The 21,150-nt window shown below is 71.9% G+C and carries 23 protein-coding genes and 1 pseudogene; 14 read left to right on the top strand and 10 right to left on the bottom strand.

What is annotated here, in order from left to right; all coding sequences use genetic code 11:
• The first annotated feature begins 30 nt into the window (after positions 1 to 30).
• Positions 31 to 981: an LLM class flavin-dependent oxidoreductase gene (locus ACQEU8_RS28965; protein WP_433106220.1), complete on the top strand. Its 951-nt coding sequence runs from the start codon at positions 31 to 33 to the stop codon at positions 979 to 981.
• Positions 982 to 1,039: 58 nt separating this feature from the next.
• On the opposite strand, the gene ACQEU8_RS28960 is transcribed toward ACQEU8_RS28965, so the two are convergent.
• The 6 genes and pseudogenes from ACQEU8_RS28960 to ACQEU8_RS28935 all read right to left on the bottom strand — a co-directional run bounded on the left by ACQEU8_RS28960 (position 1,040) and on the right by ACQEU8_RS28935 (position 6,403).
• Positions 1,040 to 2,056 (bottom strand): DUF2891 family protein, encoded by a 1,017-nt coding sequence (locus tag ACQEU8_RS28960; RefSeq protein ID WP_433108802.1) that lies wholly within the window; start codon positions 2,054 to 2,056, stop codon positions 1,040 to 1,042.
• 63 nt (positions 2,057 to 2,119) lie between these two features.
• Positions 2,120 to 2,620 (bottom strand): annotated as a pseudogene (locus tag ACQEU8_RS28955) (DUF2891 family protein); the annotation flags it as partial.
• Between the two features lie 419 nt (positions 2,621 to 3,039).
• The gene (pcp, locus tag ACQEU8_RS28950) at positions 3,040 to 3,774 is read right to left on the bottom strand and encodes a pyroglutamyl-peptidase I (RefSeq protein ID WP_433106218.1); all 735 of its coding nucleotides are present in this window, start codon (positions 3,772 to 3,774) and stop codon (positions 3,040 to 3,042) included.
• A 68-nt stretch (positions 3,775 to 3,842) separates the two neighbouring features.
• Positions 3,843 to 4,811: a DUF979 domain-containing protein gene (locus ACQEU8_RS28945; RefSeq protein WP_433106216.1), complete on the bottom strand. Its 969-nt coding sequence runs from the start codon at positions 4,809 to 4,811 to the stop codon at positions 3,843 to 3,845.
• Positions 4,808 to 5,599: a DUF969 domain-containing protein gene (locus ACQEU8_RS28940; protein WP_433106214.1), complete on the bottom strand. Its 792-nt coding sequence runs from the start codon at positions 5,597 to 5,599 to the stop codon at positions 4,808 to 4,810. Before ACQEU8_RS28940 ends, ACQEU8_RS28945 begins: the two co-directional genes overlap by 4 nt.
• A 99-nt stretch (positions 5,600 to 5,698) precedes the next feature.
• A complete protein-coding gene (locus tag ACQEU8_RS28935) occupies positions 5,699 to 6,403 on the bottom strand; it encodes a GntR family transcriptional regulator (RefSeq protein WP_433106212.1) in 705 nt (234 codons plus the stop codon).
• Between the two features lie 124 nt (positions 6,404 to 6,527).
• Here ACQEU8_RS28935 and ACQEU8_RS28930 point away from each other — a divergent pair, with 124 nt between their 5' ends.
• The 4 genes from ACQEU8_RS28930 to ACQEU8_RS28915 are packed head-to-tail and all read left to right on the top strand — an operon-like array spanning position 6,528 to position 9,644.
• Entirely contained in the window at positions 6,528 to 7,307 is a 780-nt protein-coding gene (locus ACQEU8_RS28930; RefSeq protein WP_433106210.1) for a LamB/YcsF family protein, read from the top strand.
• Positions 7,308 to 7,348: 41 nt separating this feature from the next.
• Positions 7,349 to 8,158 (top strand): 5-oxoprolinase subunit B family protein, encoded by an 810-nt coding sequence (locus ACQEU8_RS28925; RefSeq protein WP_433108800.1) that lies wholly within the window; start codon positions 7,349 to 7,351, stop codon positions 8,156 to 8,158.
• On the top strand, positions 8,158 to 9,042 hold the full coding sequence (locus tag ACQEU8_RS28920) for a biotin-dependent carboxyltransferase family protein (RefSeq protein WP_433106208.1): 885 nt from the start codon (positions 8,158 to 8,160) through the stop codon (positions 9,040 to 9,042). The genes ACQEU8_RS28925 and ACQEU8_RS28920 overlap by 1 nt, the downstream gene beginning before the upstream one ends.
• A gap of 23 nt (positions 9,043 to 9,065) precedes the next feature.
• Positions 9,066 to 9,644: a suppressor of fused domain protein gene (locus tag ACQEU8_RS28915; protein ID WP_433106206.1), complete on the top strand. Its 579-nt coding sequence runs from the start codon at positions 9,066 to 9,068 to the stop codon at positions 9,642 to 9,644.
• 79 nt (positions 9,645 to 9,723) lie between these two features.
• On the opposite strand, the gene ACQEU8_RS28910 is transcribed toward ACQEU8_RS28915, so the two are convergent.
• Positions 9,724 to 10,350, bottom strand: coding sequence for an isochorismatase family protein (locus ACQEU8_RS28910; RefSeq protein ID WP_433106204.1), 627 nt, complete (start codon positions 10,348 to 10,350; stop codon positions 9,724 to 9,726).
• A 47-nt stretch (positions 10,351 to 10,397) separates the two neighbouring features.
• Here ACQEU8_RS28910 and ACQEU8_RS28905 point away from each other — a divergent pair, with 47 nt between their 5' ends.
• A complete protein-coding gene (locus tag ACQEU8_RS28905; RefSeq protein ID WP_433106202.1) occupies positions 10,398 to 11,372 on the top strand; it encodes an ArsR family transcriptional regulator in 975 nt (324 codons plus the stop codon).
• Between the two features lie 138 nt (positions 11,373 to 11,510).
• On the opposite strand, the gene ACQEU8_RS28900 is transcribed toward ACQEU8_RS28905, so the two are convergent.
• Entirely contained in the window at positions 11,511 to 12,290 is a 780-nt protein-coding gene (locus ACQEU8_RS28900) for a TetR family transcriptional regulator (protein ID WP_433106200.1), read from the bottom strand.
• 263 nt (positions 12,291 to 12,553) lie between these two features.
• Here ACQEU8_RS28900 and ACQEU8_RS28895 point away from each other — a divergent pair, with 263 nt between their 5' ends.
• Genes ACQEU8_RS28895 through ACQEU8_RS28885 form a run of 3 tightly spaced genes read left to right on the top strand, consistent with a single transcriptional unit; the run spans position 12,554 to position 15,820 of the window.
• Positions 12,554 to 13,918: a glycosyltransferase family 4 protein gene (locus tag ACQEU8_RS28895; RefSeq protein WP_433106198.1), complete on the top strand. Its 1,365-nt coding sequence runs from the start codon at positions 12,554 to 12,556 to the stop codon at positions 13,916 to 13,918.
• 58 nt (positions 13,919 to 13,976) lie between these two features.
• The gene (locus tag ACQEU8_RS28890) at positions 13,977 to 14,756 is read left to right on the top strand and encodes a methyltransferase domain-containing protein (protein WP_433106196.1); all 780 of its coding nucleotides are present in this window, start codon (positions 13,977 to 13,979) and stop codon (positions 14,754 to 14,756) included.
• Entirely contained in the window at positions 14,753 to 15,820 is a 1,068-nt protein-coding gene (locus ACQEU8_RS28885) for a prenyltransferase/squalene oxidase repeat-containing protein (protein WP_433106194.1), read from the top strand. Before ACQEU8_RS28890 ends, ACQEU8_RS28885 begins: the two co-directional genes overlap by 4 nt.
• A gap of 41 nt (positions 15,821 to 15,861) precedes the next feature.
• On the opposite strand, the gene ACQEU8_RS28880 is transcribed toward ACQEU8_RS28885, so the two are convergent.
• The gene (locus ACQEU8_RS28880) at positions 15,862 to 16,455 is read right to left on the bottom strand and encodes a GNAT family N-acetyltransferase (protein ID WP_433106192.1); all 594 of its coding nucleotides are present in this window, start codon (positions 16,453 to 16,455) and stop codon (positions 15,862 to 15,864) included.
• Complete coding sequence (locus ACQEU8_RS28875) at positions 16,413 to 17,690, bottom strand: helix-turn-helix domain-containing protein (protein ID WP_433106190.1); 1,278 nt, start codon at positions 17,688 to 17,690, stop codon at positions 16,413 to 16,415. The genes ACQEU8_RS28880 and ACQEU8_RS28875 overlap by 43 nt, the downstream gene beginning before the upstream one ends.
• A gap of 229 nt (positions 17,691 to 17,919) precedes the next feature.
• On the opposite strand from ACQEU8_RS28875, the gene ACQEU8_RS28870 reads away from it, so the two are divergent.
• The 5 genes from ACQEU8_RS28870 to ACQEU8_RS28850 all read left to right on the top strand — a co-directional run bounded on the left by ACQEU8_RS28870 (position 17,920) and on the right by ACQEU8_RS28850 (position 21,147).
• A complete protein-coding gene (locus ACQEU8_RS28870) occupies positions 17,920 to 18,342 on the top strand; it encodes an ATP-binding protein (protein WP_433106188.1) in 423 nt (140 codons plus the stop codon).
• Positions 18,343 to 18,450: 108 nt separating this feature from the next.
• On the top strand, positions 18,451 to 18,588 hold the full coding sequence (locus tag ACQEU8_RS28865) for a hypothetical protein (RefSeq protein WP_433106186.1): 138 nt from the start codon (positions 18,451 to 18,453) through the stop codon (positions 18,586 to 18,588).
• A gap of 63 nt (positions 18,589 to 18,651) precedes the next feature.
• Positions 18,652 to 20,433, top strand: coding sequence for an albusnodin/ikarugamycin family macrolactam cyclase (locus tag ACQEU8_RS28860; protein ID WP_433106184.1), 1,782 nt, complete (start codon positions 18,652 to 18,654; stop codon positions 20,431 to 20,433).
• Entirely contained in the window at positions 20,420 to 20,731 is a 312-nt protein-coding gene (locus ACQEU8_RS28855) for a PqqD family protein (RefSeq protein WP_433106182.1), read from the top strand. The genes ACQEU8_RS28860 and ACQEU8_RS28855 overlap by 14 nt, the downstream gene beginning before the upstream one ends.
• A complete protein-coding gene (locus ACQEU8_RS28850) occupies positions 20,728 to 21,147 on the top strand; it encodes a lasso peptide biosynthesis B2 protein (RefSeq protein WP_433106180.1) in 420 nt (139 codons plus the stop codon). Before ACQEU8_RS28855 ends, ACQEU8_RS28850 begins: the two co-directional genes overlap by 4 nt.
• Positions 21,148 to 21,150: the final 3 nt, after the last annotated feature.

Below are 21,150 nucleotides of genomic sequence, written 5' to 3'. Positions count from 1 at the left end.
GAGCGCGTACGGCGGGATAGGAACAGCCGTATGACATCTTTTGGTGCTGTCGGTGCTCTCGGTGCGGTCTTCCGGCCCCAACTGCCCCCCGAACGTCTGCGAAGCGTCGTCCGTGCCGCCGACGAGGCCGGGCTGGAACAACTGTGGCTGTGGGAGGACTGCTTCCTGGAGAGCGGCATCGCCACGGCCGCCGCCGCCCTCGCCTGGAGCGAGCGGCTGCGGGTGGGCGTCGGACTGCTGCCCGTCCCGCTGCGCAACGTCGCGCTGACCACCATGGAGACCGCCACCCTGCGCCGCCTCTTCCCCGGCCGGTTCGCGGTGGGGCTCGGCCACGGCGTACAGGACTGGATGGGCCAGGTCGGCGCACGCGCCGACTCGCCGGTCACCCTGCTGCGCGAACACCTGAACGCCATGCGGGCGTTGCTGCGCGGCGAGCGGGTCACGGTCGAGGGCCGGTACGTGCGGCTGGACGGCGTCGCCCTGGACTGGCCGCCCGCCCGGACCCCTGAGACGGACGCCGCCCGGGCCGCCGGGACGGACCTCGCATCGGCTGCGGCTCCGGACACGGCGGTGTTCGCGGGCGCCCGCGGGCCGCGTTCACTACGGCTCAGCGGCGAGGCGGCCGACGGTACGGTGCTCGACGCCAACACCTCCCTCGCGGGCATCCGCCGCGCGCGGCAGCTCATCGACGAGGGGCGTGCGACGGCCGGCCGCACCGACGACCATGAGGTCGTCCACTACCTCAACACCGCCACCGGCCCCGACGCCGCCGCCAGGCTCCGGGCCGAACTTGCCCGCGAGGGCCACGACCCCGCCACCGGACCCGGCGTCGCGGGCGACGCCGCGACGGTGGCCGAGGCGGTCGGCCAGGCCATCGAGGCCGGCGCCGACACCGTCATCCTCCAGCCCACGGCGGACGAACCCGACCCGGAGGCGTTCGTCCGCTTCGCCGCCCAGGAGGTCCGCCCGCTGCTGAGCTGAACCTCTCGGCGCCGCTCGCCGGCTTGCCGGTGCGCCTACTGCGAGGCGGTGAACACTGTCAGGCAGTGACCCCGCTGCCGAGGGCGAGTGTGGCGAACGTCGCGAGCCAGTGATCCGTGGTGAAGTCGCCCGATGTGGTCGCCGGCAGCCCCGCCGCCAGATTGGCCTCGGCCGCCACGGTGAGGGTGGCTACGCGCGGGTCGCCGGACGGGAGCGCGTCGGCGATACCGCGCAGGGCGACGACCCGGCTCAGACAGAGACCGAGCAGATGCCCCAGCTGCGGATCGGCCGGATCCGAGATCCGCGGTGGCGGGAGGAACTCCCCTCCGCCGGCACTGTTCAGCTCCGGCAGGAACCGCTCCAGCCACCCGGCGAACTCCCCCTGCGGCAGCACCCGCCGCACCGCGTCCGCCTCGCAGAGCAACGGCGAGAGAAAGTCCTGCCCGGACGGCTCCCACCGGGTGGCGGCACCGTGGTCGGGGACGTACCACTCGCGTATCTTCGCCGCCGTCGGCCCCACCAGCCGCCGCTGGCCCGCGCGTTCGGCGCTGTCCAGGATGAGCCCCAGCGCGAAGGCGCTGTTCGCGTGCGTACCGTGCCGTATGGGATAGGTCGCCTTCGGCAGCCACGCCAGCACCAGTTCGCCGACCACCTCGGCCGCGGGTGCCAATGCGGCCCGCCACTGCCGCACCATTTCGAGAGCGCTGCTCTCGTTTGCGGGCGCTGCTTTCTCGGCCGTGCGCTCTGGATCCGGAGCAGTGCTCTCTCGGGTGAGCGCCGCTCCATCGCTGGCGAGAGCGCTGCTCTCGTGGGCGGGCGCCGCCTTCTTCGCCGCGCGCTCCGGGTCGGGGGCAGTGCTCTGCCCTGTGAGCGCCGCTCCCTCCCTGGCGCGAGCGCTGCTCTCGTTTGCGGGCCCTGCTCTCTCGGCCGTGCGCTCTGGATCCGGAGCAGTGCTCTCCCCGGTGAGCGCCGCTCCCTCCCCGGCGAGAGCACCGCTCTCGCTCGCGAACCCCGCTCTCTCCGCCGCATGCTCCGAGTCCGGTGCACTGCTCTCTCCCGCGAGCCCCGCTCCCACCCCGGCGAGAGCACCGCTCTCCCTCGCGAGCGCCGCTCCATCCCCCTCCAGCTCCGAAAGCAGAGCAGTGCTCTCTCCAGCGAGCGCCAGTAGCCAGGCCCAGCCGTAGGGGCGCTCGAAGGAGGGATGGGCGCGGAGGTAGGCGGTCTCGACCGCGAGGGCCTCGGGGGTGAGATGGGAGTTCAGCGCGTTGACCACTGCCGCCCACACCGCCGAGTGCTCCGACGCCGCACGCCCCGCTGCCGCGTGCCCAACCGATCCCTGGCCAACCGCCCCGGGCCCGCCCGGGTCCTCGCCGCGCCAGGCGATCCGCAACAGCCGCAGGAGCAGCCAGTGCATATGGACGGACGAGTGCCAGTCGTAGGCGCCGTAGAACGCGGGATGGAGTACACGTGGCGGGACGAGTTCTTCGGGGCCGGCGAGCAGATGGGCGGGAGCGTTCGGGTACTCGCGGGTGATGTTGGCGAGGGCCACCTCGGCGAACCGCCCGGCGCGCTCCGCCAGCGCCTCCGCGCCCGCCACCCCCGTGCCCCCTCCTGCGGCCGCCCCGCCCCCGTCCGGCATCGGTGCCGGCGCCTCCCCTCCAGGCGCCGGCACCTTCGCCGCCCCCGCCATCTCCGCAGCCTTCGCCGCGTCCGCCGCCTCCGCTGCCCTCGATACATCCGCGGCCCCCGCAGTCTCCGCAGCCCCCGCGCCGCCAGCCGTCCCCGCGGCCCCCGCCCCATCCGCAGCTGCCGCGGTCTCCCCGGCTCTCGCGGCACCAGCCGTCCCCGCGGTCCCCGCAGCCCTCACCGCCTCCCCGGCCCCCGCCACGTCCGCGGCCCTCGCGGCGCCAGCGGCCCTCGCCGCCTCCCCGGTCTCCCCTGCGCCCCTCGCGGCCCGTGCCGTCTCCCCGACCCCCGCCACCTCCGCGGCCCCCGCGTTCTCCGCAGCCCTCGCGACCCCCGCAGCCCTCTCAGCGCCCCCCGCATCCGATCCCGTACTCAATGTGTCGCCCCTCCCGCTTCGCGCAGATCAACGGTGGTGTGCGCGGCAGTGGTCAGGAGGGCGGTGAGGCCGCGTACGGCGTCGGGGACGGAGAGGGAGGGCGGCGCCGGGTGGCGGTTCGCCACTTGGTGCGGGGAGTACGGAACGTGGACGAAGCCGCCCCGCACTTCGGGCCGTTCGGTGGCGAGCAGGTGGGCGAGGCCGTAGAAGACGTGGTTGCACACGAAGGTGCCGGCCGTCTGGGAGACGGAGGCGGGGATCCCGGCGTCGCGGGCGGCAGCGACGCACGCCTTGATCGGCAGGGTGCTGAAGTACGCGGCGGGGCCGCCGGGGACGATGGGTTCGTCCACGGGCTGCCGGCCGGCGTTGTCGGGTATCCGGGCGTCGTCGACGTTGATGGCCACCCGCTCGACGGTGAGGTCGGGGCGTCCGCCCGCCTGCCCCAGGCAGACGACCAACTCCAGGTCGGGCCCGGCGGCGTGCACCGCGTCGCGCAGTTCGTCGAGTGCCGTACCGAAGACGCAGCTCAGCTGTACGGCGCTGATGTCGAGTCCGGCCGGGGGCTCGGCGGCGAGCAGTTCGGCGGCCTGCCAGGACGGGTTGACCTCCGCACCGTCGAACGGCGCGAACCCGGTGACCAGCACCTTGACGGACGACGCGGAAGCCCCGGAAGACCGGGAAGACGCGGAAGACCCGGAAGACCCGGAAGACGCGGATGACACGGAAGACATGTGCAAGAGCTCCGCTCGGTGAGCAGCACACGGGGGCGCCCGCTCACCGAGCGGGCGCCCCCGGGCGCCTAGAACGCGAAGAGATAGATGATGAGGATGTTGCAGCCCAGCATGGCCCCGGCGGTCGGCACCTGGGCCTTGATCGGCCCGTACTGGTCCTTCAGTTCGAGCAGGGCCGCCGGTACGAGGTTGAAGTTGGCCGCCATCGGGGTGCACAGCGTCCCGCAGAATCCGGCGAGCATGCCGACGGCGAGCACGGCGGACGGGTCGCCGTTCATCTGCTCGATCAGCACGGGCCAGCCGATGGCGGCGGTCATGACGGGGAAGGCCGCGAAGGCGTTGCCCATGATCATGGTGAAGACGGCCATGCCGACGCAGTACAGCGCCACGGCGGCCAGCTTCTGCCCGTCGGGCAGCACCGACTCGGTGATCTTCCGCACCTGGGTGCCGACGCCCGCGGCCTGGAATATCGCACCGAGTACGGCCAGCAGTTGGGGAAGCAGCAGCGCCCAGCCCATCGACTCCAGCAGCCCGCGGCCGGCGTGCAGCGGCACGCTCGCCCGGCGTTCACGCAGTACCCACATGCCCACGCCCAGCGCCACGATGGCGCCCAGGCCGAGGCCGAGGATGGTCTCGCTGCCCTTCTCCAGCAGCGGCTCACCGCCGATCGTCCACTTGTCGGCGAGTACGGCGCACACCATGGCGATCAGCGGAATGGTCAGCGCGGGGATGAACAGCTTGCCGCCGAAGCGGGTGGCGAGCCGGGTGCGTTCGCTCTCGCTGGTGGTGTCGGGCTTGCCCTTGCCGGTGAGGTTGAAGCCGCCGAGGCAGATGAGGACGAGGACGGCCACGCCCAGCGGTTCGGCGGGCAGGGACTTCTCGTTGACCCAGGTGCTGTAGAAGAAGCACAGGCCCAGCAGACCCCAGAAGGCGGCGGTGCCGTGCCGTTTGGGATTGGTGCGGTCGAAGACCATCTGTGCCGCCATGGCGAGGAAGACCGCGCCGACGAGCCAGAAGAACCACTCGGACTTGATCACTTGGCGGCCCCGCCTTCCTCGCCACGGCGCAGCGCGCCCTCGCCAGAGCCCAGCGCACCCTCGCCACGGCCCATCGCGTCCTCCCGCTCGACGGCCAGCTGCGCGTTCGCGGTGACCAGTTCGCGCTCCAGCGTGCGGTCCAGCCGCAGCAGCCGGCCGCCGTGGATGAAGAAGGCGCACACGGCGCTGGGTATCGCCCACAAGGCGAGGTGCAGCGGTTCCAGGTGTGTGTCGTAGGTGCTGTTGACCAGGCCGGTGATCAGCAGGATGGAGCCGATGGCCAAGAAGCAGTCCTCACCGAAGAACAGCCCCACGGTGTCGGTGCCCGCGGCGTGCGAGCGGACCTTCTCGCGGACCTTCTCGGGCAGCGGCCGCCCTCCGTTCCGGCGTTCGGTGGCGGCTTCCGCCATCGGCGCGATCATGGGCCGGACGCTCTGCGCGGGCCCGCCGATGGTCTGGAGCCCCACGGCGGCGGTGACCTGTCGCAGCAGCAGATACAGGGTCAGAAAGCGCCCCGTGGTGAGTTTGGTGCCGAGCTTGCCGATGAGCGTACGGGCCTGTTGCTGAAGGCCGTTGCGCTCCAGCAGGCCGATGACGGGCAGCGTGATGGCGAAGATCGTCACCGAGCGGCTGGACGCGAAGCTTTCGCCGAAGGTCCGGAGGATCTCGACGGGGGAGAGCTTGGCCAGCAGTCCGGTGACGATCCCCGCCACGCCGACGACGAGCAGGGGGTTGCGGCGCGTCGCGAAGCCGAGGACCACTACGAGGACGCCGAGGAGAACGATCATGTCGTCCGCCTTCCGTGAGCGATTCCTCGGGAGGCTAGGGGATTGTTGAACGATCCGACAAGAGTGAGGCATCTCACTCCCGGGCACCCCCGAGGGGGCTCACTCGTCGGCGGCTTCCTCCGGATACGCGTCCAGCAGCTGCCGCAGCGAGTCCGCCAGATAGGCGTCCAGCAGCCGCTCCGCACCCGCCGCGTCGCCCGCCTCCAGGGCGCGGGTGATCTCCTGGTTGCGGGCCAGATACGGGTCGTGGAAGCGGCGCAGGTCGCCCATGATGTGGAAGGCGAGCCGCAGTTCGGCCAGTACTCCGCGCATCATCTCGTCGGTGCGGGGGCTCCCGGCCAGTGCGGCCAGCGCCTGGTGGAAGCGGATGTTCGCGGTGGAGCACTCCTGCCACTGCCCGTCGGCCGCGGCCTTCTCGCCCGCCGAGACGGCTGCCCGCACCTCCGTCACGTCGTACGGCGGCTCACCCAGCCCGCGTACGGCGGCGCACTCGACCAGGCGTCGTACGCGGTAGATGTCGCGGATGTCGGTATCGGTGAGTACGCGGACGAAGGTGCCCCTGTTGAGCCGGTGGACGAGCAGCCGTTCGTGGGTCAGCAGCCGGAAGGCCTCCCGCAACGTGTTGCGCGAGACCCCCAGGGCGCTGCAGATCCGCTCCTCGGAGAGCCGGGTGCCGGGCGGGAAGGAGCCCTGGGCGATGCGCTCGCGCAGGATGGCCGCGACACGCTCGGCGGTGCTCGTGCGCCCGAGCAGTCCCCGGTCGGCGGCGAGCTCCGAGAGGGCGGCGGACGGGTCGGCGGTCATCGTGGTCTCCCTTGGGTGAGCGGGCGCCGGCCGGGCCCGGCTGCGGCAGGGGATCGACGGCCGCGGAGTACGAGCTCGCCGGGGACCTTGCCGGATTGTTCAACAATCGCTTACGTTGCTGCTGATGGACCGGAAGATCGACCTTAACGCCGACCTCGGTGAGGGCTTCGGCCGCTGGCAGCTCACCGACGACGAGGCCCTGCTCGCCTCGGTCACCAGCGCCAATGTCGCCTGCGGCTTTCACGCCGGCGACCCCGTCACCATGCGCCGCGTCTGCGAGCTGGCCGTCGAGCGCGGCGTCCGCATCGGCGCGCAGGTCTCCTACCGGGACCTGGCCGGCTTCGGCCGCCGGGCCATGGACGTACCCGCCGCCGAGCTGGCCGCCGAAGTGGCGTACCAGATCGGTGCCCTGGAGGTGTTCGCCCGCGCGGCAGGCTCGGCCGTCGCCTACGTCAAACCGCACGGCGCCCTGTACAACCGCGCCGTGCACGACGAGGAGCAGGCCGCCGCCGTCGTGGCGGGCGTACGGCTGTCCGGCGCCGCGACCGGCGGCGGAGGGCCGCTGCCCGTGCTCGGGCTGCCGGGCTCCCGGCTGCTGGCGGCCGCGGCGGAGGCCGGGCTGCCCACCGTCGAGGAGGCGTTCGCCGACCGCGCCTACCGGCCCGACGGCACGCTGCTGCCGCGCTCCGAACCGGGCGCCGTGCTCCACGACCCCGAGCACGTGGTCAAGCGGTCGGTGCGGCTGGCCAGGGACGGCGAGATCGTCGCGGCCGACGGCACCGTGCTGCCGGCCGGAGCCCGCTCGCTGTGCGTGCACGGCGACACTCCCGCCGCCGCCCAATTGGCCCGCCGGGTGCGCGAGGAGCTGGCCACGGCGGGCGTACAGGTACGGGCCTTCACGTGAGCACCCCGGCCGACCCGACCGCCGCCCCCGCCCCACCCGTGATCCGGCCCGTCGTCCGGCCGGTGGGAACCCGGGGCCTGCTGGTCGAGCTCCCGACGGCCGAGGAGACCGAGGCCCTCCACGCCGAGCTGCTGCGCCGCCGGGCCGACGGCAGCCTGCCGCCGGTCCGCGAGATCGTGCCCGGGGCCAGGACCGTGCTGCTCGACGAGTTCGCCGACAGCGGCGCGGCGCGGCGGCTGGCCGCCGAGCTGCCCGGCTGGCACGTACCGCAGCTGACGGGGGGCAACGACGACGCGGTGGAGATACCCGTCCGCTACGACGGCCCCGACCTCGCCGATGTCGCCGCGCTCTGGGGTGTCACTCCTCAGGAGGTGGCCCGTCGGCACGCGGCCACCGACTTCCGCGTCGCGTTCTGCGGCTTCGCGCCCGGCTTCGGCTATCTGACCGGGCTCGCCGAGCGGTACCACGTGCCCCGGCGCGCCACCCCGCGCACCCGGGTCCCGGCCGGTGCCGTCGGGCTCGCCGGCGCCTACACCGGCGTCTATCCGCGCTCCTCGCCCGGCGGCTGGCAGCTGATCGGGACGGCGCCCGAGACGGTGCTGTGGGACACCGACCGCACCCCGGCGGCCCTGCTGGCCCCCGGCACCCGCGTCCGCTTCGTCCCCATGGACGGACCGGACGGACTGGACGGACTGGACGGACTGGACGGGCGGGACGGACTGGATCCACCTGACCGACCGGACGGTCTGGCCGGACCGGAGCGACCGGACCAACCGGACCGACCGGCCGGTCTGGGCAGGCCGGCCGGGTCCGGCGGCGACGAGACCCGGACCGCAAGGGAGCGGCCGTGATGGCCGAGGGCGGGCTCGAGGCCGTACGGGCCGGTGTGCTCACCACCGTCCAGGACCTGGGCCGCCCCGGATACGCGCACCTGGGCGTGCCCCGCTCGGGTGCGCTCGACCTGGCCGCGCACCGGCTGGCCAATCTGCTGCTCGGCAACCCCGAGACCGCGGCGACGCTGGAGACCACCCTCACCGGCTGTACGGTCCGCGCGCTGGGCCCCACCGTCGCGGTGGTCACCGGGGCGCCCTGCCCGGTGACGGTCGACGGGCGGCCTGCGCCCTGGGGGCAGCCGGTGCGGCTGCGGGCCGGCGCGGTACTCGACGTGGGCGCCGCCACCCATGGGGTGCGCTCTTATCTGGGTTTCGCCGGGGGAGTCGACGCCGAACGGGTGCTCGGCAGCCGCGCCACCGATCTGCTCTCCGGACTCGGCCCGGCACCGCTGACTGACGGAGAGGTGCGCCCGCTAGGCACCCCGACCGCGTGCCCGCCGGCGGGCCGCACCGTGCCCGACACGGCGCCCTGGCTGGCGCCCCCGCGTGAACTCGTCCTGCCCGTCGGGTTCGGGCCGCGGGACGACTGGTTCACCGCGGAGGGGCTGCGCACGCTCGTCACCGGTACCTACCGGGTGTCCGCCGCCAGCAACCGGATCGGCCTGCGGACGGAGGGCCCGGCCCTCGCCCGGGCCAGGGAGGGGGAGTTGGCGAGCGAGGGGATGCCGCTGGGCGCGATACAGGTGCCGCCCGAAGGACGTCCCGTGATCTTCCTCGCCGACCATCCGACGACCGGCGGCTACCCCGTCATCGGCGTCGTCCCGCCCGAGGCGCTGAGCGCCGCGGCGCAGGCCGCCCCCGGCACCCCCGTCCGCTTCACCCCGTCGGGGCGGGGGCGTTGAGCGGCCCGGCTAGGATCACGGACGTGTCAGCTCCCCCGATACTCCGTGACGTTTTCCGTGCCCTGCGCGACGAGTGGGGAGAGGAACGCGACGGCATCACCTTCGACCAGGGCCCGCCGCCCCTCGAACGGCTCGACGTGATGCTCTACGACGCGGCGGGGCAGGGCGCCACCACCACGTTCGCCACGATCGGCATGTCGGCCCACGCCATGCCGCCCCGTGCGGAGAACGCGGACGGCGGCCGCGCCGAACTCCGCCTCTTCCGGCGCGGCCCCCTCGCTCCCGGTGACGAACAGCAGCTCGCAATGCGGCTCGCGAACCTGGCCGCGTACCCCTGGACGCGCGGAGAGCCGCTGGGCTGGGGAGAAATCGTCAGCTTCACCGACGAGATCCCCACCTTCCCCGGCTGCCACAGCGTCTTCCTGGCCGGCCCCTGGACGATCGGTCAGCCCGCCGTCATCGAGACCGGCACCGCCCCCGTACGGATCCTCAACGCCGTACCGATCACCGCCCCCGAACGCCAACAAGCCCTGACCACCCGCCCGGAGACCTTCTTCAGCAACCTCCTCGACACCCGCGACGTGTGCGCACCCACCCCGTAAGGGGCGCGGGGAACTGCGCGAGCAACCACAGGGCAGCCGCAGTCCGCGAGCGTCCGGCAGGGGTACCCCCTATCCGCAACTAGCGACGTGCAGCAGCCGCAAGCTGCCCCACAAGACCCGCGAACGGCATATCCAAATCCGCATACACACCCGGCGCGAGCGGATCCGCATTGTCGGCGAGCATCTCGACGACGAGGGAGGCGTAGTCACTCACGACCACCCCCGCCTGCTGAAGCCGCAGCAAACCCGTCTCCCGCTTGGTCGCGGAGAACGTGCCCGAGGCGTCGACGGCGACATAGGCCCCGTATCCCTCGGCGGTCGCGGCAATCGCGGGAAACGCGGCGCAGACCTCGACGGAGACCCCGGCGATGAGGATCTTGTCGCGCCCGGTCGCCTCGATCGCACTGCGGACCCGGTCGTCGTGCCACGCGTTGACCGTGCTCCGGTCGATCACCTCGACGCCCCCTTCCTGCAGTACGGCGCGCAGTTCGGGGATGAGGGGTCCCCACATGCTGTCGGCCGCGGTGGTGGTGACGACGAGGGGGAGGTTCAGCCGGAGCGCGGCCTTGGCCAGAGAGGTCACGTTGTGCGTGAGCTCGCCCACGCTGATGTCGCGTACGCCGGTGAACAGCCCGATCTGGTGGTCCACCAGCAGGAGCGCGGCGTTGTCGGTGGTGAGGGACTCGTGGAAGCGGTTCTTCGTCATGGAGCGATGGTTGACCAGGGGACCCCGGCTCCGTAAATGTTTCAGCTGTGGCTGAATCCTCGTATGCGGAGTTCGACTTCACCTCCGCCGACCTCGCCCGCCTGAGGTTCGCGTTCTCCCCGGTGTCCGAGGCGGTGGCGAGCCTGCGTACGCTGCAGGATCCCGGCCGGCACGGGCTGCATCTGCCGTGGATCCACGCCGTCCGGCCCCGGCTCGCCGGACTCGATCTACGGCTGCTGCTCGCACTGGTGCCGCTCGGCCCGTACATCGCCGACTTCCTGACCCCGCCGCCGACCCGCCCGCTGCCCGACGTCGACGCCGAGTTGGAGCTGGTCGCCGCGGCGGACCCGGACGAGGCCGCCCGCGAGGCGAGCCGGGTTCCCGGCGCCGACACTCCGCCCGTCCGGGAGTTCCTCGCCGATCCGGCCGCCGGTGTGGCCCGCGCGGCCGACGAGCTGCGCCGGTACTGGGATGTGGCGCTGGCGGAGTTCTGGCCGCAGATCCGGGGGCTGTTCGAGTCGGAGGTGCTGCGCCGGTCCCGGCAGCTGGCCCGCGACGGCGCCGGCGCGATGTTCAACGACCTGCATCCGAACATCAGCTGGGCCGAGGGCCGGCTGCGGGTCCGTACCCGGGCCTGGCGGCGCAGCGGCCCTCTCGACGGCGACGGCATGGTTCTCGTACCGAGCGTCTTCCACTGGCCGGACACGCCCGTGATGGCCGAGCCGTATCAGCCGTACCTGATATATCCGGCGCCCGGTGTCGGCACGGTCTGGTCACAGGGGGTCGTTCCCACCCCGGACGCGCTCAGCGCCCTCATCGGCCACACCCGCGCCCGGATCCTGGTCGCCCTCAGCGAAGCCGCGACCACCAGCATCCTGGCGCGACGGCTGTCCATGACGCCGGGCGCTGTCAACCAGCATCTCAAGGTGCTCCACGAAAGCGGCCTGACCACCCGCAACCGCAGCGGGCGCGAAGTCTTCTACGAGTGCTCACAGTTGGGGCACTCGCTCTGCGCGTCCTGAGGCAGGCTGCGCGCGCCCCGAAGGGGCGCGGGGAACTGCGCGAGCAACCACAAAGCACCCGCAGCCCGCGAATAGCAGGCAGGGGCACCCCCTACCCGAAATATCGCGAGGGTCCCACCAGCGGGCCCCGGCCAACCATCAGCGCGGCGGCGACGGCCGCGTAACGTCGATCAACTGGCACACGGTCTCGATATCGATCTTCACCTGCGCAATCGAGGCCCGGCCGGAGAGCCAGGTGATCAGGGCCGAGTGCCAGGTGTGCTCGATGACGCGGACGGCCGAGAGCTGCTCGGGGGTGGGCGGGCCCTCCAATCCCATCGCGTCCAGAATGATCGCCGTGGTGAGCCGGGAGACGGTGTCCACCTCCGGGCTGACCGAGCGGTCCGCGAAGTTGAGGGCCCGCACCATGGCGTCCGCCAGCTGCGGCTCCCGCTGCAACGCGCGGAAGGCGCGCATCAGGGTCTTGGCGACCCGCGCCGCCGCTTCCGTCTCCTCGGGGGGCCGCTTGTGCAGCGTCTCGTGCATGTGCTGCAACTGGTCCTGCATGGTGGCGACCAGCAGATGCACCTTGGAGGGGAAGTAGCGGTAGAGGGTGCCGAGCGCCACGTTCGAGGACTCGGCGACCTCCCGCATCTGCACCGCGTCGAAACCACCCCGCCGCGCCAGCTGCGCGCTCGCGTGCAGGATGCGGCGCCGCCGGGCCTCCTGCCGCTCGGTCAGCGGCGGGGACGGCGGAGACGCCGAGCCGGCAGCGGAGGACGGCGAGGAAGCCGAGCGGGACGACGAAGACGAGCGGGACGACGAAGACGAGCGGGACGACGAAGGCGAGGGGGACGACGAGGAGGGCGAGGAGGACGCGGACAGCAGAGGTGCGGTCCCGCCTCTGGGCTTGGGCTTGGGCTGCGGCGGTGTCGGCATCGCGTTGTTGGTCCCGTTTCCGTGGCGTTCTTGAAGCCCTGTGGGGAGCCGTGCATTGTTGCAGGCGCCGCCGAGGTGGCGCGAATCACCTGCTCCGGCGGCTCGCCCGAAGTGACTGGCCGGTAAATTCTGGAGTCCGGGCACGAGTCCGCGGCGCCACCGGTGCCGGGGCCCGTCCCTCCCGAAAGTCAATCCTGAAACTTGTTCTAGGTTAGCGCGAGCGGCTACGCTCCGGCGGAACGCAGTGACGAAGGGGGCCGCGAGTGACCGCAGAGGCCGTAACCGACCGCCCGCTGCGCATCGCGCTGCTGACGTACAAGGGCAACCCCTTCTGCGGCGGCCAGGGTGTCTACGTACGCCATCTGTCCAGGGAACTCGCCCGCCTCGGCCACAGCGTCGAGGTCATCGGCGCCCAGCCGTACCCGGTGCTGGACGAACTGCCCGACGGCGGGGCGCCCGGCCGGCTCGCCCTCACCGAGCTGCCCAGCCTCGATCTCTACCGCCAGCCCGACCCGTTCCGCACACCGAGGCGGGACGAGTACCGGGACTGGGTCGACCTGCTGGAGGTCGGCACGATGTGGACCGGGGGCTTCCCCGAGCCGCTCACCTTCTCGCTGCGCGCCCGCCGCCATCTGGCAGCACGGCGCGGCGAGTTCGACGTCATCCACGACAACCAGACGCTGGGCTACGGCCTCCTCGGCGGCCCGCGCGCCCTCGGCGCGCCGCTGGTGACCACGATCCACCACCCCATCACCGTCGACCGCCGGCTGGAACTGGAGGCGGCCACCGGCTGGCGGCAGAGCGCCTCGGTCCGCCGCTGGTACGGCTTCACGCGGATGCAGCGCCGCGTCGCCCGCCGCCTGCCCTCGGTCGTCACCGTCTCCGGCTCATCCCGGCAGGAGATCGCCGACGATCTCGGGGTGGCGCACGAGCGCATCCATGTGGTGCCCATCGGCGCGGACACCCGGCTGTTCGCACCCGACCCGGCCGTGCCCGAGGTGCCGGGCCGTATCGTCACCACCTCCAGCGCCGATGTCCCCCTCAAGGGCCTGGTGTTCCTGATCGAGGCGCTGGCCAAGGCGCGCACCGAGCGGCCCGAGGCCCAGCTGGTCGTCGTCGGCAAACGCCCCGAAGAAGGCCCGGTCGCCGACGCGATCGAGGCCCACGGGCTGGCCGGCGCGGTGGAGTTCGTCAAGGGCATCAGCGACGCCGAGCTGGCCGCGCTGATCCGCTCGGCGCAGGTCGCCTGCGTACCGTCGCTGTACGAGGGCTTCTCGCTGCCCGCCGCCGAGGCGATGGCGACGGGCACCCCGCTGCTGGCCACCACCGGCGGCGCCATCCCGGAGGTGGCCGGGCGGGACGGCGAGACCTGTCTCGCGGTGCCGCCCGGTGACGCGGGGGCGCTCGCCGCCGGGCTGGTACGGCTGCTGGGCGACGCCGAGTTGCGGGCCCGGCTCGGTGCCGCCGGGCGGGAGCGCGTGCTGCGGAAGTTCACCTGGGAGCGGGCGGCGGTGGACACCGTCGGGTGCTACCGCGCCGCCATGGGCGCCCCCTCCCGTGCGACCTCGCCGGTGCCGGTGGTGCGGCCGCCCGCCGAGCCGGTGCGCGTAGCCGCCGACAGCCGGTGACCGGCCGTCCCGCACCCCCGCCCCGCACTTCGAAAACCATGTGGAAGGCTGATCCCCCGTGCTGACCGTGGACTTCTCCCGATTCCCGCTCGCCGCAGGCGATCGCGTGCTCGACCTGGGCTGCGGGGCGGGACGGCACGCCTTCGAGTGCTACCGGCGCGGCGCACGCGTGGTCGCCCTGGACCGGAACGCGGAGGAGATCCGCGAGGTCGCCACCTGGTTCGCGGCGATGGCCGAGGCGGGCGAGGCTCCCGAGGGCGCCACCGCGACCGCCATGGAGGGCGACGCACTCGCGCTGCCCTTCCCCGACGACAGCTTCGACGTCGTCATCATCTCCGAGGTCATGGAGCACATCCACGACGACAAGGGCGTCCTCGCCGAGATGGTGCGCGTACTCAAACCGGGCGGCCGGCTCGCCGTCACCGTGCCGCGCTATGGACCGGAGAAGGTCTGCTGGGCGCTGAGCGACGCCTACCACGAGGTCGAGGGCGGCCATATCCGCATCTACCGCGCCACCGAGCTGCTCGCCAAACTGCGCGAGGCCGGGCTGCGCCCCTACGGCACCCACCACGCGCACGGCCTGCACGCCCCGTACTGGTGGCTCAAGTGCGCGTTCGGCGTCGACAACGACAAGGCGCTCCCGGTGCGCGCCTACCACAAGCTGCTCGTCTGGGACATCATGAAGCGCCCGCTGGCCACCCGGCTCGCCGAACGGGCCCTGGACCCGCTGATCGGCAAGAGCTTCGTCGCCTACGCCACGAAGCCGCATCTGCCGCGCCTCGCGGAGCTGGACGATGCGGTCAGCCCGGCCGGCGAGTCCGCAGCGGCGGCCAAGTGACCAGCCCGGAGCGGACCGAGCGGCTGGTGCTGCCCGGCGTGCTGACCGCTGAGCAGGCCCGGCTGACCGTCGAGGGCATCCTGGCCGGGCAGCGCGAGGACGGCGCCATACCGTGGTTCCGCGGGCACCATCTCGACCCGTGGGACCACGTCGAGGCCGCCATGGCGCTGGACGCCGCGGGCGAACACGACCGCGCCGAGGCCGCCTACCGCTGGCTGGCCGCCCACCAGCTGCCCGACGGCTCCTGGTACGCCGCCTACGCCGACGGGGACGCGGCCGCGCCCACCGACCGCACCCGCGAGACGAACTTCTGCGCGTACGCGGCCGTCGGGGTGTGGCACCACTATCTGTCCACCGGCGACGACGCTTTCGTCGACCGGATGTGGCCGATGGTTTCGGCCGCCGTCGAGTTCGTACTGCGGCTCCAGCAGCCCGGTGGCCAGATCGGCTGGAAGCGCGACGCCGACGGCACCGCCTGCACCGAGGCGCTGCTGACCGGGTCCTCGTCCGTCTATCAGGCCCTGCGGTGTGCGCTTGCGCTGGCCGAGCGGCGCGAGGAGCCGCAGCCCGACTGGGAGCTGGCCGCCGGCTGGCTCGGCCACGCCATCGGCCGGCACCCCGAGCGGTTCCTGGACAAGAGCCGCTACTCCATGGACTGGTACTACCCCATCCTCGGCGGGGCCCTGCGCGGTCCCGCCGCCAAGGAGCGCATCGAGGAGGGCTGGGACCGGTTCGTCGTCCCCGGCCTCGGCGTCCGGTGCGTCACCCCCAACCCCTGGGTGACCGGCGGCGAGAGCGCCGAGCTGGCGCTGGCCCTGTGGGCGACGGGCGAGTCGGACCACGCGCTGGACATCCTCCGCTGGATGCGGCATCTGCGCGCCGAGGACGGCATGTACTGGACGGGGTACGTCTTCGAGGACGAGGCCATCTGGCCCGAGGAGCGGACGACTTGGACGGCGGCGGCGCTCTTGTTGGCCGTCGCGGCGTTGGGGGGCGACGACGCGACGGTTCAAGTTTTCGGCGGCGACGATTTGCCGACCGGGCTGGACCCCGACTGCTGTTGAGCGCTGCGCGGGCGTGTTTGCGGATGGTCAGTGGCTGCCGGCTACTCGACCGGGGAAGGCTCGCGAATGGCACGCAGCATGGCCGTCAGGACGGGGCCGTCCACCGAAGGTTGCTGAGTGCTGACCTCCCTGTATCCCCATGTCTCGTACAGCGATTTGACCTTGCCGTTGCCGTTCAACGGGTTCACCAGAAGAGAGACTTGCTCCTCCGGACGTCCTGACAGCAGCTCGTCGTGGATGCGGCGGGCGGCTCCGGTGCCCCGCCACGGGACGCGCACCATGATCTCCTTCAGTGCCACGGTGGATCGCTCGATGCATCCCTCCGGCAGCGGTGTGGACATCCGCCGCCACCAGCGGTCATCTCGCTGGATGGTGTTGACGTAGGCATAGCCGACGGGTTCGTCACCATCGAAGCCGATGACGGCCTCCCAGCCCGGTTCGGAACCGTGCCGGGCCAGGCGCTCCCCGTACCGCTCCACCGAGTAGTGCGTCTGGTGGAGCTGGTCGGCGCGGACCTCGGCGTACACCTCGATGAGCGTGTCCCACACGGTGTCGATGTCGGTAGCGTGACGCAGCTCGATGCTGTCAGCAGTCACTGCGGGCTCCTCCGGGAATCTCGGGTGTACTGGTCCCATGTGCGGGCGGGCTCGCTGGACGGGGCGGTGATGCGCAGAGCGTTACCGAAGTCGTCCAGCATGGTGGTGACGCGGGGGTGCTGGCCTGCGGGGTCGGCAGGGATGGACATGGCGGTGGCCACAGCGGGTTCAATGTCGCCCTGGCCGAGCTGAGCGTGTGCCAGGCGGGCCGTAGTGATGGCCCGGGAGCGCTGCATCTCGGGACGGAGTAGAGCCAGGCTGCGGTGAGCGTGGGCTTCGGCCTCCTCGTAGGCGGCGAGCGACAGATAGGCGGCCAAGGCCAAGCTCTCCAGCTCTGCTTGGTCGTAGAAGGCGTTCATCCACACCGGGCGTTGCTCGCCGGGGTCGGCCTGCTGAAGCGCATCCTGAGCGTGGCCGAGGGCTTGGCGTACTGCGCGGTTCTCCCCGGTCAGACCGTGGATGGCGGCATGCCGGGCATGGCCGAGAGAAGCGAACATCGGATCGCGGCGAGCGATGGGGAGTCGGCGGGCCACGTCGTTGGCGGCCAGAGCGTCCGCAGGGCGGGCCATGTGGCGGAACAGGCTTCCGGCGTGCGACCAGATGCGGAACTGGATGGTGGGGTCGCCTGACATGGAGGCCAGGCTGGATGCCCGGTCGAAGTGGCGTTGAGCGGCATCGAAGCGGCGCCCGTCGATGGCCGCCCACATCGCACTGGAGGTGAATGAAGCGGCGCAGCCGTACAGGGCGCCGCGTACGCGCTGACTCGCGCTGCCGCGTGCCTGAAGCGCGAGGGCTTCCCCCGCGAGGGCAGAAGCTTGCGTCTCGATGGTGCGCTTTCCGCCGTGCCGGTGGTCGCTCGCGATCAGGACAGCGAACTTGCTCAGCAGCCGCTGCACGTCGCTCATTCCGATACGGGCTTGGGCGGCGTAGGCAGGGGCGGTACTGACGGTTCCGGCAGCGGCCATGGCCGCCCCGGTGGTTGCACTTATGAAGCGGCGGCGAAGCACAGGGTCCTCCGGTACCGAACACGAGGAGTCTTCTCGGGGAACGAAGCCCAGTTCGTTGACCGGGCAGCCGAATACTGCCTCTAAGGCTGCCCGCTGCCGCTGATGCGGCCAGCGAGTCTTTCCGGTCAGCCAGTTGCGCACTGTCCGGTCACTAACAGTGCCCTCATATCCAGCGGCCCGCAGATCAGCGTTAACGGCCTCGGCCAGCTCGGTCTGCGTGAAGCCCTGTGCGTCCATGCGCTGCTTGAGGATCTGGTTGCCCTCCACGACCTCAAGGTAGCCATGCCATCGCGTGCCGCTGAACCGCGCGCCCCGGAAATTTCCGGTTGGACGCATTGCACGGTGCGGCCACTTTTCCTCCCGCCCATCGGCAAAGACTCGTTGGACTGAACACGTCGCCAACGCCATCCATCCGGCAATGGCGACGCGAGGGAGGACACCGGCCCCGCCCCGTACTCGGGCGGGCCACACCACCGCACACAACTACGAGGCCCTGATGACCGTGACCGCTATTGCCCGCTCCACAGGGCATCCCGGATACACCGAGACACTGCCACGCAAGGCGGAGAGCGCCCGAACCGCCCGCGTGCTGGTGAACACCGCCCTGGCTGCCTGGGGGCTGCACGCCATAGCGGGGGACAGCACGCTGGTCGTCACCGAGCTGGTGGCCAACGCTGTCCAGCACACCACGTGCCACACCATCCGGGTCACCGTCACGCGCCTCGAATCGGACCTGGTGCGAATCGACGTCGTCGACAAGTGCCGTGCCAAGCCAGTGCGCCGTGCCGCTCGCGACGACGCAGCTGAGGGGCGCGGCCTCGCCTTGGTGGAGGCGTTGACCGTTCGCTGGGGCACCGACCCCAAGGGCGGCTGGGGCAAAAGCGTCTGGGCCGAGCTGAAAGCCGGTGACACGTGCTGAGCCGCCCTCCCTCTGGCCTGGCTGAGCCGGAGGACCTGATCTTCCCCGGCACTCCTGCGGGGGAAAGCAGCGCACCACCGAGCGAGGAGAAAGGAGGTGTTACCGCGCATGGAGGCATCAGAAAAGCCCGCCCGCGAGCGTGAAGGTTACGTCGCGCCTGTGTTGATCGAGATCGACACGGTCGCTGACGTCACGCTCGGCAAGTACGCCGAGGACAGCCAGGACAAGGGGCGCTACTTCGAGTAGCACGGCCCCGGGGCGGCGGGTCCCCTGCGGTCCCGCCGCCCCTTCCCACCGAAGGGAAGCGCAGTGTTCAGCATCAGCAGCGCCACCGCCGCACCGTCGAACAGCCGCCCCCTGTGGGCGGAAGATCAAGCACCTGCCTTCGTTGGCAGCGCACCAGGCACAACCTGGACGACCGTGGAAGCCGGCCGGACGCGGCTGGCCGTCGCCGGGTCGTGCTTCGCCGGCAAGGAGGAGCTGCACCATGGCCTGGCCGCCATCCGTGCAGGCCGCTGGCGCGAATTGACCCAGTGGCCCGGAAGCTACTGGGCGATCGCCGACGATGGTCACAGCACCGCCGTCCTGACCGACGTGGCCGGGACGCGCCCGGTCTACCTGGCGACGTACAAGTCACGTACCGAGTGGTCCACCTCGGCCACAGCTCTGGCGCAGGCGGCGCACTCTGAGCTCGACTATCAGACGCTGACCGCCCGCATGGTGTGCCCCACGGTGCCGGAGGTGTGCGGCGACGGCACTGCGTTCCACGGTGTGCGGCGACTGCCCGCCGGCCACGCCCTTCTTGTGGACCGCGAGGGCCGGTCGCGCACCGTTGCGTACGAGACGATGCCCGGCCCGGTCTCGTCCTTCTACCAGGCGGCGGATGAGCTGCGTACAGCGCTGACGCAAGCGGTCGCGGCCCGTGCCCGGTCCGCCGGGCATGTGACCGCCGACTTCTCCGGCGGCCTTGATTCCACTTCGCTGGCCCTGCTCGCCTGCGCGGAAGGCATCCCGGTCCACGCGGTCACTCACGCCGACCCGACCAGCAGCAACGATGATCTGTCCTACGCGTTGCGCGCCGCCACCGCGTGCCCCGAGCTTCGCCATGAGCTGGTCGAGGACCCGGACGGCCTGTTCTTCGAGGACGTGATGGCCGCCCCGCACACCGATCAGCCGTTCCCCGACGCGGCGCGGTGGCGTATGCGCGACGCCTACCAGAGCCGTTGCGTCGGCAGCGACGCCCACCTGACCGGCTCCGGCGCGGACACGCTGCTCAGTGTCCCGCCGTACTACCTGGCCGACCTGGCCCGGCAGCGCCGAACAGGAGAGCTGTGGCGACACTGCCTCGCCCGCGCTCGGCTGCGTCATCTGCCTGTGCACGCCGTTGTCGCCGCCGCCGTCCGCCTCTCCTGCACCGGACTTCCGGACGCCCTGCGGCAGATGGCCGCCGAACTGCGTCGACCCGCACCCGCCGCCCTGTCCCGGGGTGCCCGGCTGCACTGGTGCATGCCTTCCGGACTGGCTGCCTGGCTCACCCCTCCCGCCCGCTTGGAACTGGCTGACCGCGCCCTGCGCGCCGCCGAGAATTGCCACCTGTCCCGGGCCGACACCAGCAGGTGGCGGACCTGGTCAGAGCTGGGAGAGTTCGGCACCTACGAGGCGGAGCTACGAAACCAGGCCCATGGCCTGGGCGTTGCGCATCAGGCCCCGTACCTGGACAACGCGGTGGTGCGCGCGGCCATGTCCGTCCCTGTCGCCTGCCGCGCCTCTCTCCACGTACAAAAGCCACTCCTGGGTGCCGCGTTGGACGGCCTGGTGCCCAGCTGGCTGCTCGGGCGCCGCACCAAGGGTTCCTACGACGGCAACGCGTACACCGGGCTGCACCGCAACGCCGAGGTGGTGCGCGAGCTGATCCAGCATGGCCGACTGGCGCAGGAGGGCTGGATCGAACCCGGCCTGGCCTTGAGCGCGTTCGAGCGCATGGCCGCGGGAGTGCCTGACCGGTTCATGGCGCTGGAAGCGCTGGTGACGACAGAGCTGTGGCTTCACCAGCTCCACCAAACCCAGGAGGTGGCTTGTGCCCGCGCTTGATCTGCCCGAGCGAGTTCGGCCGGCGAGCACGGTCCGGGCGACCGTGACCGGCCACGGCGCTATGCTGCTCGATCTTCGCGGGCGTGGCCGCTGGTACGCCCTCACCGTGTCGGGCGCCCGTTGGTGGCAGCACTTGGCCGACGGCGCTACTCCGGAGGAAGCCGCCGACCGTGTGGCCGACCACTATGGCGCCGCACCCGAGCAAGTACGCGCCGACATGTGGCAGCTCACCCGCACGCTGCTGGAGCGCCGCCTGCTGCGGCCCTGCGGCGAGCAGCGCGGGTGGTGGTGGCGGTGAGCATCCCGATGGCCGAGCCTCCGGACGCGCCTCGTCCGCCCGTGCTCGACGGCGCCGCAGCGCTGGCCACACTCTTGGTGGCCGTCGCGTTGCTACGTCTGGCACCGCTGCGCCTGACTCTTGCCGCTGCCCGCACCGTGAAGTGCTTGGCCCCGCGTCCAGCCGACCGGGACACCGCGATGCGGATCGTCTCCGCCCGGGACTGGGCCAGCCGCTTCCTGCCCGGCCGCGCCGCGTGCCTGGAGCTGTCGCTGGCCGCGTTTCTCGCGGCCGGTCTACGAGGCCGGGCCGTGGACTGGTGCATAGGCTGCCGGTTCATGCCGTGCGCCTCCCACGCCTGGGTCGAAGCAGACCACCAGCCCGTAGGCGAGCCGGACACCCCCGACCGCCCGTACCACGTCACCATCCGTATCTGACAT

Source organism: Streptomyces sp. CA-250714 (assembly GCF_050936705.1).
Classification (GTDB): Bacteria; Actinomycetota; Actinomycetes; order Streptomycetales; family Streptomycetaceae; genus Streptomyces.
Note: the sequence above shows the minus strand (reverse complement) of the source record. Positions and strands in the feature narration are given on the sequence as shown.